Here is a 13,873-nt window from a genome sequence, read left to right as displayed (position 1 = left end):
ATAATTATCTATGTATCTCGGAGATAAATTTATGGAAAAAGCCTTTGGCGAATACGCCCTGCTGTTTAAAGTTTTATCAGATGAAACAAGACTGAAAATATTCTCATTGCTTTCCAATGATGAACGCTGCGCCTGCAATATTCTGGAAGAAGTCAATATAAGCCAGCCGACCCTGTCCTATCACATGAAAATGCTTACTGACTGCGGGCTGGTTGAAGGCCGCAAAGACGGACAGTGGATGCGGTATACAATGAATGAAAGCCGGGTAAAGCAGCTGGAACAATTCCTTGGTGAATTAACTCCTCTTCCCGGTAAGAAGAAAACGGACAAGGGCAAGGCTTGTTGAGCTGCACAAAATATGTTCTTCCTCCGGATCATTTTTATCAATGCTGAAGCAGCTTTTCAATTTCCGCAGGTTTCAGCACCTTGCCGGATGAGACAAGCTTTTCGTCTATCACCAGTCCGGGGGTGGACATGATTCCGTATCCCGCCATTTCCTCAAAGCTGGTTACTTTAACAACATCAGCCTCCAGTCCAAGATTCTTTAAAGCCTTCTTTGCATTTTCTTCCAGTGTCACGCAGTTTCTGCATCCGGAACCTAAAATCTTTATAGTCATTTCTCTTTCTCCTTAATATAAAAGATAGGCAAAGGCGTTAAACAAATACCCGATAATAATAATTCCCGCAGTTACAATACCGATAAATGTCCACAGCAGTTTTGACTTCACCACCTTTTTCAGCATAATAATTGACGGGAGGGAAAGGGCCGTAACTCCCATCATAAAAGACAGTACCGTTCCCAATCCCGCTCCCTTGGCGACCAGAGCCTCGGCGATAGGCAGGATCCCGAAAATATCGGCATAGATAGGTATCCCGATAATACTGGCCAGGGGGACCGAATACCACTTATCATCCCCAAGAACAGCGGTTATTACGGACTCGGGAATCCAGTTATGTATAACCGCGCCTATACCTACGCCGATGAGAATATAAAGCCAGACTTTTTTGATGATGTCCAGGACCTGGTCTTTCGCAAATTCAAGCCGTTCTTTTACTGAAAGTTTTTCCTGCTGTATATCATGTATTTTATTGCCGTAAACAAAGGGCTCGACATATTTTTCCAGTTTAAGCCTGCTGATTATGGTTCCCCCCGCGACAGCAAGGATCAGGCCGACAGCCACATACGCGATGGCAATCTTCCAGTTAAAAATGCTGGCAAGAAGGATGATGGACGCTATATCGACTAGGGGAGAAGATATGAGAAAGGAGAAGGTCACTCCGATCGGAAGCCCCGCGCCGGTAAAGCCGATAAAAAGCGGGATTGATGAACAGGAACAGAACGGCGTAACAGTTCCCAGCAGGGCGGCGATAATATTGGCGGTAATTCCGTTAAACCGGCCCATGAGCTTTTTCGTGCGTTCGGGCGGAAAAAAACTCTGGATATAGGAGATGCCGAATATCAGTACCGACAGGAGGATGAATATCTTAATCACATCATATATAAAAAAATGAATGCTCCCGCCTAACTGGCTCTCTATGCTCAGTCCAAAGACATTCTCCACCAAAAGGCGGACGAGGTCATCCAGCCACTGCATCTTAAGCAGCTGGGAATTCATCCATTCAAATACAATCATTGTTTTTCCTTGTATATAGATATATATCTATATGATGAATATAATTTGTATATAGATAGTTGTCAATATATTTATGTATTAAATGATATATTTACAAGAAATGTTCTTTATAATCAGGGGATAAAAAAGGATTTTTGGTATAATTCATAGCAGGACTTAAGTATTTTTTATTCAAAAAAAATTCCGGCCAAAACAAAAAAAGCGCATCCCCGCTGCGAGGCGCGCTTTTTCTTTTAACGAAGTTTATTTAAATAATTCTATTGTCATTTTAGACATACGCTGTCCGTATATTCTGAACGCTTCCAGGTTTTCTTCCAGATGATTGGCCCAACCAACCGGTCCCAAATGGACAACCGGCTTTCCGAGAACTCCGCCGCCGGAATAGGTAAGCATTCCGAATACCATCATGTGATCCAGTATTGTCCGTAGCCCCAGTTCCCCGCCGCCATGTATATAGTCCGCTGTTGCGAAAGCTCCGCCGATCTTTCCCATCGGTCCGTATTTCATAAAGGCGTTTTCAAGCCAGTTCTTAATTTCACTGCTTATATCAGCCATATAAATAGGAGAGCCCACAACTATGCATTTGCTTTCCTTAATCCAGTTTTCATCTATATCGTCTATGCCCATTGCTTTCGCTTCGGCCCCGTCCGCAGTCAGCATCCCTGATACGATTTCCTCAGCCATTTTTTTTGTGTTGCCGGTTTTTGAATAATATACGGCAGTCATTTTCATGGCACGTCCCTCCAAAATAAATATATTACCCGGCTTTCCGCCGGTACAATTCCGTTCAGGCAGTTTCAGAAACTTGCACAGCTTGCGGATAATTAATTACGCGCCGGTATTTATTCAGTAGTTTTTGTGTCTTGTGTTAACGCGTTTTCAATTGCTTCCAGAATAGTTCTGCTGCTCAGTGTTGCTGAAGAAATAACGTCAACATCCAGTGATTGTTCCCTGATAACATCTGCGGTGATTGCCTCGGCTTTTTTTCCTTTTCCGTTAACGTGTTTAAGTATTTCTATATCCGTTACTTCCCCGTCCTTTACATCCACAGACACTGTCGCCCGTACTACAAATTTTTTTGCCGACCCTGTATAATTACCGTCCGGTATTTGGGAAAAATCAACGGACTCAATACCTTGCTGTCCGTCATTGGCCGGCTGCGCGTCATTATTGCTGGCGCAGGATACAAAGCTAATGATCAATAAGAATGCAAGAATCACGCCGTTTTTTTTGTTTTCATTTCTGCTTCCTCCGTAATATAGATATTCAATTTCAATATTCAGGAACCCGTTTTAAACTTATTTCCGCTTTCCCGCTCCGGTTTGTTCTTTCAATGAGGAATCAAACTGTTTTCTGATGGATTGCAGCGAAGTGACAAAAAACTTCTGGCCGAGTATACGGCGGTACAGCAATGCGCCTTTTATGCCCAGAAAAGCTGTCACAACAAAGTCCTCATTCCTGAGCCGGGGTGCGTATTCCCGTACCAGCGAACGGAACAATTCAAGCTGGAGCTCACTGAGTTCCCTTATTTTTTCCTGCAAACGGGCCGGAAGATTTTCGTAATCAGCCTGCAGACTGGATATGGGACAATTGTCGCCCGGACCTATTGTGCTGATAATATTTTCAATAAAATTCCACGGATGTTCCCGCCGTGTACGTATCCCGTTAAGGCTCTGTTCATACCGGTCCTGCATTGCTTTTTTGATCCGCTCGCATAAAGCCATACCCAGGTCAGCTTTGCTCTCAAAATGGTAATGTATGGCCGCTTTGGTTACTCCAAGCTTCCTTGAAATATCATCATAACTAAAAGAGGAAAAACTTCGCCGCTGAATCATTGATAAAGACAGCTTCAAAGTTTTTTCTTTTGTATCGGTTGGCATGTTTATCACATCCTTATAATACCGCCGGTTATTTACTTACTGGTAGGTAAGTAACGTAATATTTTCAATGATGTCAATAGCAATAGAAAAAAATTGATAAAAGAAAGAGAAATTTTTAATGACTCCCGGAATGGTATTTTCATTGATAAATACCCGAATAGCCCTGGACAAAAATGCGAAGGAATGTACGTCCGGTAATAAGTAATCAGCGATACTATTGTTTCAGATCATCCAGAAGGTTTTTCAGATTGTATTTGCCCAGTTCGTTTTCCATGGCATTCTGGGCTTTGAAAAAATAGGGGTTAAGGATACGCTCGATGTTGCCGCCGACAGGACAGTTTGGTTCTGTATTCTGATGAATTTTGAATAACCGGCCATCCTTAACCGGATCAATGGCAAGATAAATGTCCTTAAGTGATATATCTTTTGGTTTCCGGGTCAGGGTAATGCCTCCGGTCCCCGCTGCTACTTCAATGATACCTGCTTCTTTAAGCATCCCCATGATATTCCGTATAATAACCGGATTTGTATTGGCGCTGGAAGCGATAAAATCACTGGTTACTTTGTGGGTTTCTTTGAAGACCTCGGCGCTGAGAAGAATGTGAATGGCTATGGAAAATTTTGTCCCTATCTGCATAATAATTTCCTTTAAAGAAATTATACCACTATTTATGGTTGAGTGTAAGACGCCAGGAAAATTAAAAAGCGGCCTTTGGAAAAATCTTTTCTGCGAGGCCGCTTGCTGTTGCTAAAATATACCGGTTTCCGGAAACATTCCGAAAACCGGGGTATGAAATCTGCGGCGCTTCAATTTCCGTAAAACAGGGGGAGGAAGATATCCAGAAGATAGTCTCCGCCCCAGTCAGGATATTGGGCTGTAATGGCTGCCTTGGCTTCCGCGGGAGTTTTATAGGCCGCCACGGCATTCTTTACGAAGTTATTATATTCTTCGACCTGGGAAATGAATTTCCCGGCTGCCATGGGTGTGCCATGCCCCCGATAAACCAGGTATAGCCTTCTTTTTCAAGGCCTTTCAGAATGTCCAGGCGGGTATCCAGAGGGGGCAGGGGAACATGGAATTCCGCATACCCCAGGTGGTGAACCATGGCGATTTTCTGGGCGGGAAGTTTGATAACCCAGGAACCCAGGTCCCGGTAAGTGACAAACTCGTATGTTACGCCATCCACGGTAAGGTTACCGTCAGCCAGACCGATTACAGGGAGCGCCGCGCCCTGGGGATTCTGTTTGATTGCCGCCGCGTCCACACTGTAAAGATCGGTATTGGGAAACAGCTCGTCAATTCCTAACCAGTGGTGGTCATCACTGTGGCTTATGAAAACCCGGTCAATGGGTTTGTTCAGGGAAGTCACAAAAGCCTTAAAGCCGGTGTTGGCATCAGATCCGCCGAAACTATCGAAAATAACGAGTTTGGTGTTTTCCACCACTACCGCGTTGGCTCCGCCGGCGGAATAGGTGTGGACTTTTACATTCCCGGTTTGCCGGGTACTGACGTTTTTGTCTGCGACACCATTTTTTCCGGCGCCGGCGCAGGAAGCCAGAAGGACCGCGCAGTATACTGCGCCAAGAAACAGAAAAGTTTTGATTTTCATCGTAATCTCCTTGGGATTTCCGGCCGATGGTCTCCGGAAATCATGTATGTATTTGTGCTGCCGCCGACGGCGGCTTTATTGCGCCTTGATGTAATAATTATTATTACATCAAGGCTTAAAAAAATATCACCTTTTCCCATATACTGAAGGTTCTTCGCAGACCAGTGTATCAAGGAGATGCAGTAAATCATCCTTGATAATCTTTGTGCGTTCACTTGCCTGAGGGATACTCAATCCGGCATCGTCCCGGTTTATCCGTATGAGCCGGGCATTTTTCCATTTGGCCGCGATCTGCTCAAAGGGATACCGGATAATTCCGGGAGTATTGAATCCCGCTCCCAGTTCCAGGAGAAGCAGAGAATCCTGTTTTGCTCCATTGATGAAATCAAGAAAGGCTGTATGCTTTTCCATCCATGGAGTTTCCACAAAGTTGTCTCCCTTCCGGATATTCGGTTCCAGAAGGCTGCCGCAGTGCGGACAGCGGGGAACATCTTCCGTACGGATGGAAAATGAATCTTTTTCCATGTTTGCCAGCATTTCCCTGACCATAAGTTCGTTTCCATATAATTCAGTACTGCAGGGTCTGGAGCATTGAAAGAAAGCGTAATCCCCCTGGGGCGTCCATATCCGCTCTTTGTCAAATCCGGCTTTATAAAACTGACTGTCCACATTGGTGGTGAGGACAAAGTAGTTTTTTTCCTTTATCAGGCTAAGCAAATCCAGATAAGGCTTTCCCGCCGGAAACTCAAAACGGACCTTGTTTATATGCCGGGCCCAAAAGGCAAAATTTTCTTCAGGAGTGGAAAAAGGGTAGAACGTCGCTTCGTAGATATACCGGATGCCGTATTTTTCGTGATACCCCGGGAACCAGGCCCTGAATGTGGAAAAATCCATATACAGCAGCCCTGCCGCCGCCGAGAGTCCGGACCCCGCGCCAATGATGATTCTGTCAGCTGTTTGTATGGCTTCCTGTACCTCGTCTGTTTCCAGTGTTGAAATAACGCTGCCGGTCGTTTTCATTTTCTTCCTCCGATACTCTGATGTTTTACGCGTTTCTCACAGCCTGAATGTCCTGGCAGGATTTCCGCTGAAGTCCGCTATAGTTGCTTCCGCCTCATCAAGATAGAAAATCTCAAAATCGGGATTATCCGGCGTTTTATAGATGGATTTTACCAGGGGACTTGCGTCCTGGATTTTTCCTTTAAGTGCCATGTCCCGGGAAAAAACAACCTTCCCTTTCAGACGGAGCCAGGAAAAGTCAGGACTGGAACAGCAGACTTCAACATAGGGCTGTTTTTTGATTTCTTCGAAAACCGGTTTTTTGTTGGATGTGCAGAAATAATACTTTCCATCCTCCTCCAGCATAAACTGGAAAGGCCGGACCTTGGGCTTTCCGTCCAGTCCAACAGTGGCGAAAAACTGGACATCGTTCTTTGAAAGAAACTCTTTTACTTCATTCATACGAAATCTCCTCATTGATTAGTTGTAATATTATTTATTACAACTATAATTTATACCACGTTTGTTGTAATGTCAAGTGTTACAACAGAAAAAATAAAAAAAATTACGCTTTCAGATACGTTTTATACAGATCATAATCTGAATTGGTGAATACATTGAAAATAACCTTTTCAAAAGTATAGGGATTCTGTTCCAGCCAGGCGGAAACGGTTTCCACGGCTATGGGTACTGCTTCTTTTGCGGGGAAACCGTAAACCCCGGTGGATATGCAGCAAAAAGCGATGGTTTTTATTCGTCCTGAGTCAGCTGCCAGGTCAAGGCAGGCGCGGTAACAGGAAGCAAGTAAAACCCTGTGGAATTGTTCAAGTTCCGTATTTACTATGGGACCAACGGTATGTATCACAAAACGGGAGGGCAGGTTATATGCCCGGGTTATTTTTGCCTGGCCCGGAGGTTCATCGCAGTCCTGAAGTTTCATGATTATGTCGCAGTCGGCTCTCAGCTGTGGTCCGGCTGCGGAATGGATGGCATTATCGATACAAGAATGGAGGGGCTGGAAACAGCCCAGAAGTTTTCCATTGGCCGCGTTGACTATGGCGTCGGTATCCAGTCTGCAAATGTCTCCCTGCCAGAGGGCAATTGTATCAGCGGACTTTCGTCCGCTTCCCGGACTGTCCCGGATTACGGGGATTTTATCAGTTTCCGCGATACCCGCTTCAAGCCGTTCCGTCCAGAGAAAGCGGTCAAGCAGCGCCAATATTTCAGCAGGTACCGGGCGGGGGTCCCGGATATTCAGCAAAGCCCGGAGGAGCCGCCGTTGATCCCCATAATTATCGGGAACCGGAACATATAATTGGGCGTCTTCAGTAAAATACCTGAAGATTTGAGAGAAAACAGATTTTTCTTCTGATACCGGTATGGGCGCCGGGCGTTCTTTTACAGCATATAAATGTGTTTCTCTTGCATAGGGCATTGCCTTTGAGTTCATAAGCGGCTCCATAAATACTGTATATTTTAGTTGTAACACAAAACATTACAACTAAAATATACAGTATCCATGAATCATTGTCAAGAATTTCCGCCTGCAAATTTTAAACGCTCCGGAATATAGTCAATTCTCTTACTGTTCAGGTGTACAATCTTCAGCCCCGGTAAGCTTCGGTGTTTTCTTCATATTGTTCAGCCAGGGATAAAATTCTGCCAATCAGTTCAGGTGAACAGACCTGACTGGTGTCTCTGATATGCTGCAAAAGCGGTATAATGTGGCCGCCTACTTCCGCGAGCGGCATAATTAATCCGCTGGCCGCAGCTATATTATAGACTGTAAGAAAATGGGATTCTGTCTGCTGAAAATCGCTTGTCTGAAACCAGTATAAGGCATGAAAAATATCCATATAATACTGCCGCATGGTATAGGGCTGATCATAGCTGTGTTCAGCATATTCTATAAAAGGCGTCTCCAGGACGGTTATTTGATCAAAACCCATCCGGATGGCTTCCTGGCGGTCATCCAGAACAGGGTATGTCTTTCCCTGAAAATCATTGCAAAAACGAGGACTGTCCCCGCTCCAGCCTGTAGTCAGGTTCGCCCAGGTACGGATGGACTGGTATGATTTCCGGCATTCGGGATAGGCTTCGGATAACCGGATCATGTTCAGCATGTTCTGTTCCGCTTTTTCCGTGTTTCCCGTGGCTAAATGACAGCGGAACAGCACGCATTGCAGCAGGATCTCATCCGTGTGGTTTCCGCTGTCCATGATTTGCTGTTCCTCCGCCAGGTTAATCGCCTCGGTGAAGCGGCCGGTGAAATAGAAAATTTCACTCTGGATCTGGCGGACCATATTTCCGCCCGGCTTACCGAACCAGTGCTCCATCTTATCTTTGGCTTCCGGGAGTCTCTGCAAAAAACGCTGTAAGGCATCCGGTTTTTTGCTAAAAACAATAAACCGGTTGGGGCTGTCAGACAGCCATTGACTGTTAAGACAGGGAAACCGGGATTTCGCGTGTATTCTGCCGGCAGTTTCCAGATCTTCCAGGAATGTTTCGTCGGCCGCAAAGAGTTTTATTTGCGCCCGCATTAAATAGGCGTCCGGGAACTCATTATCCGGGCCCCCGGATACCGCTTTTGCCCATAGCTCATTGAAAGCCTTAAACCGGCGTTCCGCCGCATAATGATATAAAACTTCCAGGTCTTTACTTTTATCCATTGCTATTACTCCGCTGTCCGGTACTATTCAGGCCCGGGAACTTCAATATATCCATTCAGAATCGCGATAGAAACCGCCTCGGCCCGGTTTGCCGCGTTTAACTTACTGTAAATGGTCTTGATAAATGATTTTATTGTATTAATGGAAATCCTGTGTTTTATGGCTATTTCTTCCCGGGTTAATCCCCGGGAGAGTTCCTGGAGAATTTCTACCTCCCTCAGTGTCAGGGGATTCTCCTTTACGGTTTTGGGATTTCCCTGTTTCTTATAAGAACTCCGGACAGCAGCGGCCCTTCTGGTAAAGCCTGCGGCCTGCCTGGCTATAAGATCCAGCCATTGAGGATCAAAGGCATGCTCCTGCTGCCGCCTGGCCAGGTCAATGAGCGCTTCCATATGCTTCTCTCCCTCAATGAACAGGGTGACAAGCCCGTTGTTATATGACATATCATACGCGGTCCACAGGGCCGCCATGGCGGAATCGGGATTTCCCAGATGAAAATGGCTGATGGCAAGCATGATAAACAGGCATATCCTGTCCGGCCAGATCCCTCTTGTCAGAAACAGCCCTTTCGGATATTCCAGCAGCCCTGCCAGCTTGGCATATTCCCCTGTATTGATCAGGTAATTGGCGTACACAAGCTGCACTCTGCCGTAAGAGAGAAGCGACTGTTCCGAGTCGTTGATAGCCAGAATAGTTCCGGGAACTTTGCTGAAGTCCCGCAGTTTGATATAGTACCAGGCCAGGGCCGTATCGCGGATTTCCCTGAGTACGGTAAACGCATATCTTTCGGCATAGTCTGCCACACTCCGGATATGTTTTGACATTTCCTCAAGATTTCCCCGCATAAAACCGGTCCGGGCCAGTATACAGAAACCATTGCATACCAGATCGTGCTGGGCATTTGCCTCAGCCTTATATATTCCCCGGTAGGCATACTGTTCCGCACGGTCAAGTTCATAGGCCAAATAAGCGCCCTCCGCGGAATAAAGATAGTCCAGGCCGCTCATGCCTCCGGCCAGGGCCCGGTTTGCCCATGAGACCCCGTAATGAACGGCCTTTTCCATCCGTTCCCTGGCCCCGGGCAGATTATCAGGCAGAGAAAAGCTGTTGTGGTTCCCTGTTAGCAGCGTATTTTTGGTTTTGTATTTCGAGTCTTCACGGAGATAAACAGCGGCCTTTTTATAATAGTCGCCGAAATTTTCCTCGTTCCTCATCATGTGTATCGCCCCCAGCGACGCGTACACATCTCCCAAAAGTTTGAGGGCAGCCGCCGAGCCATCGGAAAGAAGCCTTTGTTCCAGATCAAGCAGAAGCACCTCGGATTTTTCTATCTCTATGGTATTCAGATAGACCAGGGCCCGCAGGTAATCTGCCATCGGATACTCTTCCGCTTCTTCAGGAGTCAGCAGGTCGAGGTGCTCTAAAAAATATGCTGCGTTTGCCACTGTGATGCCATAGTGGAATTTGGGAGAGTCGCAGATTACTGCGAGCATACTGATATGGTCTTTGCATTTCCGGTAACAGACAATAGCTTCTATGGTATCGCCCGCTGTTTTATACTGTTCTGCGGCTTTTCTCCATATCTCCAGTTCTTCTTCCGCGGACAGAAGGCGTTTTTTTTCCTGCAGAAAAAGACGGTACAAATGGTGGAAGAAAAAGCGGTCCGTTCCGGGTTCATTTTTAATAAACACATGATTGTTAAATACGTCCAGGTCTGCCGGATCTTTTCCATGCAGGGTAAAAACAAGCTCTTTGGTAAAATAATGGAACAGGGAAAGGCCCGCAAGGAGCTTTTGCTGTTCCGCCGGATATCCGGAAAAAAATTGTTCGTCGAACAGATGGAAAATTCCGTTCTCGGCGATCCCTCCGGGGCCTACCATCAGTTCAGGTATTCTGTTATGCTGCAAGGCCATGAGGTGCAAGGCGAGGGGCCAGCCTTCAGTATAGTCCCGGACACGGCTCACTTCTTCCGGTTCCAGCGACATGCCATACATGCCGTACAGACCGGAAATTTCCTCATCGGTAAACCTCAGATCATCCCCTGATATAAGAAAGCGCCGATCGGTTTTATTGAAAAGGGCTTCTGTGCCGGAGGTTGCATTTGACAGCAGAACCAGTCTGAAGTTTTCCTTATCCAGTTTTGCCAGCATTCTGAAGAAATTCCGGGTGCTTTCATCAGTGATTTCACCGAAATCATCGAATACCCATATAACCTGTTTTCCTCTTTCAAGTTCCTTTATGAGGGCGTGCATAAAGGGGATAAATTTGACCGGAGTTTCCGGAAATTCAAGGGTCGCCAGGTTTTTCGAAAGCCTGGGGAACTCCCGTTCCAGACTATGACAGAAATGCTCCCGGAAATTGGGGTAAGGGTTGTCCAGACTGCCCATGCGGACCCAGAGGCTCCTGGCATCGGATTGACTCAGATAATCAGCCATAGCCTGGGTTTTGCCGAATCCGGGTCCGGCCAGCAGCACGAGAAACGGATACTCCAGGCCCTTTTCTATCAGAGCCTGAAGCCTCGGACGGCGAAGCATTCCCTGGTGCAAAGGCAGATTGCTTTGGCCCGGCATAGCGATTACCCCTTTTGGGAACAGTCTAGCACGTTCTTCCGCCTGCCGCAATTTATTTTTTTGTTTCCGGCCAATATCCGAAAAGATTTTTATCTGTGACCTGTTTCGGAGGTTATTCCATGTCCGCGAGGGCAGGGCCGCTGCCGGGTGTATGCCTGATGGTTTCATTTTACGGATAAGGCTCCGCCTCTGCGCCTGCCTTGCCAGGGAAAAGCCTGATGGATGCCCGGATGGCTTTCCGGTCAAAAGGATCAAAGGACAGCATGGCGAAAAGACCTCCCAGTATCAGGACTATGACAGGCAGTATGACAAAGCCAATCGATATGCCCGTAAGGGTCCTGCCTGTCTGGACCGCGTTTGGTACATAACCCGTAATAAAAAGAATAAAAGCAAACAGGCCGCTCGCGAAAGAACTCCCGAGCCGGGACGCCAGGCCAAGAAAAGAGTTGACTACGCCGCCGAAGGGTTTTCCGTGTTTTACCGCGAGCCGGTCGGAAAGCTCCGCCATACGGGAAAAAACCAGGTTCGCCGGAAAAGCGCTGGCCATTCCGAAAAGACAGTTAGCCCCTATAAGGAGCGCCGCAGAACTGCCGGACAGGCCGATAAGCAGCATTGCCAGGGCGGACACGGCATTGCCAAAAAACAGCAGGGTACAGAGCCGGAAGCGTTTTGCGAGATAAAAAACCGCCGGCTGCATCAAAAGCGAGGCCAAAATAGGACTTACCAGGAACAAGGGGATCATATCCTGCCGCTCTATGGTATATTTCAGGTAATAAATTCCAGCCTGCATCTTAAACGCCGAGGCCGCGTCCATGCAAAGGTGCATACAGAGCAGGAATACAATTCTTTTTTCCTTCAGGGCTGTAAGAATAGCTTTGAGGCCGGAAAAATCCCGGTCCTGATCACCTGCGTCAGGCGCGGCGTATTTTCCCTCTCTGAGGCTGAAACCCCCGATTATTACCGCCAGGAGTACGGTAAGAGCGAATAGCAGGGCCATCCGGAAATATCCCCGCAGTTCAGACCCCTGTCCCAGAACCCGGACCAGTTTCAGCGAGAAAAAAACCGCAATCAGGGTTGCAATAATACATCCGAATACTTTCCATGTATTGCAGGCAGTCCGGCTTCCATGATTCCCGAAGGACGCCAGCATGGGCAGACTTGCTATTTCAACAAAACTGAACGACAGTGTGAACGCCAGATAAATCAGCAGACACCATATTATCCGCACTGTCCCTGTGAGAGGGACAGCCGCAAACATCAGCACAAAGGTAATGCACATGGGGATTGCCCAGTAGAGGATATAGCCGCGGTACTTGCCGAATTTAGTGGAACGTCTGTCCATGTAGTGGCCCAGAAAAGGGTCAACAAGACCGTCAAACAGACGTACCGCAAACAGAATTCCGCTCACCGCCATTACCGGTAACACCAGGACATCAGTATAGTAGTACATCATGAGCGTGCTGACAGTCATGGCCAAGAGGCTGAAGCCGAAGTTAATGGAAGAATAAGCCAAACGGTTCTTCCAACCAATATGTAACGCCTCGGGCATAACATATTCCTCCTGAACCAGGTATTTATTGACATTATAGGAGGGTTATTACGGGATTAAACCACCCGAACGGGTAAAAATGGGGAAAAAAGCAATACTCCCGGCCGGATAATCATAAATATAGAAGGATATTTCCACGATTTTTCTGCCTGATCAGGAAACAGCCGCAAAAACCCTGCGGCGCCGTGTATGGCGCTGCAAAACGCGGTAAAAACAGATTTTATAGTGGGGATAAAACTTTACACAATACTATGTGTAAGATTCCATTTTTTTACACATAGTATTGTGTAAAAAATAATTGACCATATCCGGAAGGTGCGAACCGGTATCCGGCCGGATAAAACGAAAGTCTAATATGGGGCGTGCGCCTTTACCGCATATCAGACTTTGTTTTTTTTACATGATGAACTTGGGTTTTACCTAATTATTGTTTTTTTTAATTTCAACCATTCGTTTTTTACTTGCATGCTTTTTCTTTATTTCAATAGTCAGAAGTCCGTTTTTAAAATTTGCGGAAACAGAATCAGGGTCCGCGTTTTCGGGTAATGTGAAAAACCGGTTGAATGATTCGCTTGTCCGTTCCCTGCGGATATATTTTTTTTCCTTCTTTTCATCTGTTTCTTCTTTTGTTGATGAAATGCCCAGGGTGTTTCCATCCACAAAAACCTCTACATTTTTTTCATCATAACCGGTCAGTTCCGCTTCAAGGATATAGCTGTTTTCTGTTTCCGTTATGTCCACCGCCGGAAGCGATCCGTGCCGCATATAATCCGCCAGAGAAGGGTCATCGAAAAAGGCCCCGACTAAACTGTCAAAATCATCAATCGCTTTGTCAATAGATTTTGGCTTGTAAACCGCTACTGATTTCATACAATACCTCCATATTGTTTATTTTTTGTTCCGCCGGAACTTCTTCTCCGGCAGGATTTATTTTTAAATTAATTCCTCCGGTTTTGCGGTCC

The 13,873-nt window shown here is 46.4% G+C and carries 16 protein-coding genes; 1 reads left to right on the top strand and 15 read right to left on the bottom strand.

Features of this window, described 5'->3' with window-relative positions; genetic code table 11:
• The first annotated feature begins 31 nt into the window (after positions 1–31).
• Positions 32–346 (top strand): ArsR/SmtB family transcription factor, encoded by a 315-nt coding sequence (locus tag K7I13_RS07020; RefSeq protein ID WP_255949020.1) that lies wholly within the window; start codon positions 32–34, stop codon positions 344–346.
• Positions 347–383: 37 nt separating this feature from the next.
• On the opposite strand, the gene K7I13_RS07015 is transcribed toward K7I13_RS07020, so the two are convergent.
• The 15 genes from K7I13_RS07015 to K7I13_RS06945 form a co-directional block, all read right to left on the bottom strand.
• A complete protein-coding gene (locus K7I13_RS07015) occupies positions 384–617 on the bottom strand; it encodes a thioredoxin family protein (protein ID WP_255949019.1) in 234 nt (77 codons plus the stop codon).
• Positions 618–629: 12 nt separating this feature from the next.
• Positions 630–1,634, bottom strand: coding sequence for a permease (locus K7I13_RS07010; protein WP_255949018.1), 1,005 nt, complete (start codon positions 1,632–1,634; stop codon positions 630–632).
• A gap of 243 nt (positions 1,635–1,877) precedes the next feature.
• Positions 1,878–2,366 carry a flavodoxin family protein gene (locus K7I13_RS07005; RefSeq protein WP_255949017.1) on the bottom strand — a complete coding sequence of 163 codons (489 nt, stop codon included), beginning with the start codon at positions 2,364–2,366 and terminating at the stop codon, positions 1,878–1,880.
• A gap of 110 nt (positions 2,367–2,476) precedes the next feature.
• Positions 2,477–2,836: an FMN-binding protein gene (locus tag K7I13_RS07000; RefSeq protein WP_255949016.1), complete on the bottom strand. Its 360-nt coding sequence runs from the start codon at positions 2,834–2,836 to the stop codon at positions 2,477–2,479.
• Between the two features lie 96 nt (positions 2,837–2,932).
• On the bottom strand, positions 2,933–3,514 hold the full coding sequence (locus K7I13_RS06995) for a TetR/AcrR family transcriptional regulator (RefSeq protein WP_255949006.1): 582 nt from the start codon (positions 3,512–3,514) through the stop codon (positions 2,933–2,935).
• A 214-nt stretch (positions 3,515–3,728) separates the two neighbouring features.
• The gene (locus K7I13_RS06990) at positions 3,729–4,151 is read right to left on the bottom strand and encodes an Rrf2 family transcriptional regulator (RefSeq protein WP_255949005.1); all 423 of its coding nucleotides are present in this window, start codon (positions 4,149–4,151) and stop codon (positions 3,729–3,731) included.
• Between the two features lie 170 nt (positions 4,152–4,321).
• Positions 4,322–4,495 (bottom strand): hypothetical protein, encoded by a 174-nt coding sequence (locus K7I13_RS06985; protein ID WP_255949004.1) that lies wholly within the window; start codon positions 4,493–4,495, stop codon positions 4,322–4,324.
• Entirely contained in the window at positions 4,444–5,124 is a 681-nt protein-coding gene (locus tag K7I13_RS06980) for an MBL fold metallo-hydrolase (protein ID WP_255949003.1), read from the bottom strand. Before K7I13_RS06980 ends, K7I13_RS06985 begins: the two co-directional genes overlap by 52 nt.
• Positions 5,125–5,250: 126 nt before the next feature.
• Positions 5,251–6,144, bottom strand: coding sequence for an SIR2 family NAD-dependent protein deacylase (locus K7I13_RS06975; RefSeq protein WP_255949002.1), 894 nt, complete (start codon positions 6,142–6,144; stop codon positions 5,251–5,253).
• A 36-nt stretch (positions 6,145–6,180) separates the two neighbouring features.
• A complete protein-coding gene (locus K7I13_RS06970; protein WP_255949001.1) occupies positions 6,181–6,585 on the bottom strand; it encodes a pyridoxamine 5'-phosphate oxidase family protein in 405 nt (134 codons plus the stop codon).
• A gap of 103 nt (positions 6,586–6,688) precedes the next feature.
• Positions 6,689–7,573, bottom strand: a complete 885-nt coding sequence (locus K7I13_RS06965) for a protein-ADP-ribose hydrolase (RefSeq protein WP_255949000.1) — start codon at positions 7,571–7,573, stop codon at positions 6,689–6,691.
• 154 nt (positions 7,574–7,727) lie between these two features.
• On the bottom strand, positions 7,728–8,792 hold the full coding sequence (locus tag K7I13_RS06960) for a tetratricopeptide repeat protein (protein WP_255948999.1): 1,065 nt from the start codon (positions 8,790–8,792) through the stop codon (positions 7,728–7,730).
• 23 nt (positions 8,793–8,815) lie between these two features.
• Entirely contained in the window at positions 8,816–11,362 is a 2,547-nt protein-coding gene (locus K7I13_RS06955) for a LuxR C-terminal-related transcriptional regulator (protein ID WP_255948997.1), read from the bottom strand.
• A gap of 169 nt (positions 11,363–11,531) precedes the next feature.
• Positions 11,532–12,911, bottom strand: a complete 1,380-nt coding sequence (locus K7I13_RS06950) for an MFS transporter (RefSeq protein WP_255948995.1) — start codon at positions 12,909–12,911, stop codon at positions 11,532–11,534.
• Between the two features lie 420 nt (positions 12,912–13,331).
• A complete protein-coding gene (locus K7I13_RS06945) occupies positions 13,332–13,781 on the bottom strand; it encodes an Hsp20/alpha crystallin family protein (RefSeq protein WP_255948993.1) in 450 nt (149 codons plus the stop codon).
• Positions 13,782–13,873: the final 92 nt, after the last annotated feature.

The sequence above is a fragment of the Brucepastera parasyntrophica genome (assembly GCF_022376835.1).
Taxonomy (GTDB): domain Bacteria; phylum Spirochaetota; class Spirochaetia; order Treponematales; family Treponemataceae; genus Brucepastera; species Brucepastera parasyntrophica.
Note: the sequence above shows the minus strand (reverse complement) of the source record. Positions and strands in the feature narration are given on the sequence as shown.

Coding starts and splice junctions, on each gene's coding strand:
- K7I13_RS07020 (WP_255949020.1), top strand. CDS start 32: ATGGAAAAAGCCTTTGGCGAATACGCCCTGCTGTTTAAAGTTTTATCA.
- K7I13_RS07015 (WP_255949019.1), bottom strand. CDS start 617: ATGACTATAAAGATTTTAGGTTCCGGATGCAGAAACTGCGTGACACTG.
- K7I13_RS07010 (WP_255949018.1), bottom strand. CDS start 1,634: ATGATTGTATTTGAATGGATGAATTCCCAGCTGCTTAAGATGCAGTGG.
- K7I13_RS07005 (WP_255949017.1), bottom strand. CDS start 2,366: ATGAAAATGACTGCCGTATATTATTCAAAAACCGGCAACACAAAAAAA.
- K7I13_RS06995 (WP_255949006.1), bottom strand. CDS start 3,514: ATGCCAACCGATACAAAAGAAAAAACTTTGAAGCTGTCTTTATCAATG.
- K7I13_RS06990 (WP_255949005.1), bottom strand. CDS start 4,151: ATGCAGATAGGGACAAAATTTTCCATAGCCATTCACATTCTTCTCAGC.
- K7I13_RS06985 (WP_255949004.1), bottom strand. CDS start 4,495: ATGGCAGCCGGGAAATTCATTTCCCAGGTCGAAGAATATAATAACTTC.
- K7I13_RS06980 (WP_255949003.1), bottom strand. CDS start 5,124: ATGAAAATCAAAACTTTTCTGTTTCTTGGCGCAGTATACTGCGCGGTC.
- K7I13_RS06975 (WP_255949002.1), bottom strand. CDS start 6,144: ATGAAAACGACCGGCAGCGTTATTTCAACACTGGAAACAGACGAGGTA.
- K7I13_RS06970 (WP_255949001.1), bottom strand. CDS start 6,585: ATGAATGAAGTAAAAGAGTTTCTTTCAAAGAACGATGTCCAGTTTTTC.
- K7I13_RS06965 (WP_255949000.1), bottom strand. CDS start 7,573: ATGAACTCAAAGGCAATGCCCTATGCAAGAGAAACACATTTATATGCT.
- K7I13_RS06960 (WP_255948999.1), bottom strand. CDS start 8,792: ATGGATAAAAGTAAAGACCTGGAAGTTTTATATCATTATGCGGCGGAA.
- K7I13_RS06955 (WP_255948997.1), bottom strand. CDS start 11,362: ATGCCGGGCCAAAGCAATCTGCCTTTGCACCAGGGAATGCTTCGCCGT.
- K7I13_RS06950 (WP_255948995.1), bottom strand. CDS start 12,911: ATGCCCGAGGCGTTACATATTGGTTGGAAGAACCGTTTGGCTTATTCT.
- K7I13_RS06945 (WP_255948993.1), bottom strand. CDS start 13,781: ATGAAATCAGTAGCGGTTTACAAGCCAAAATCTATTGACAAAGCGATT.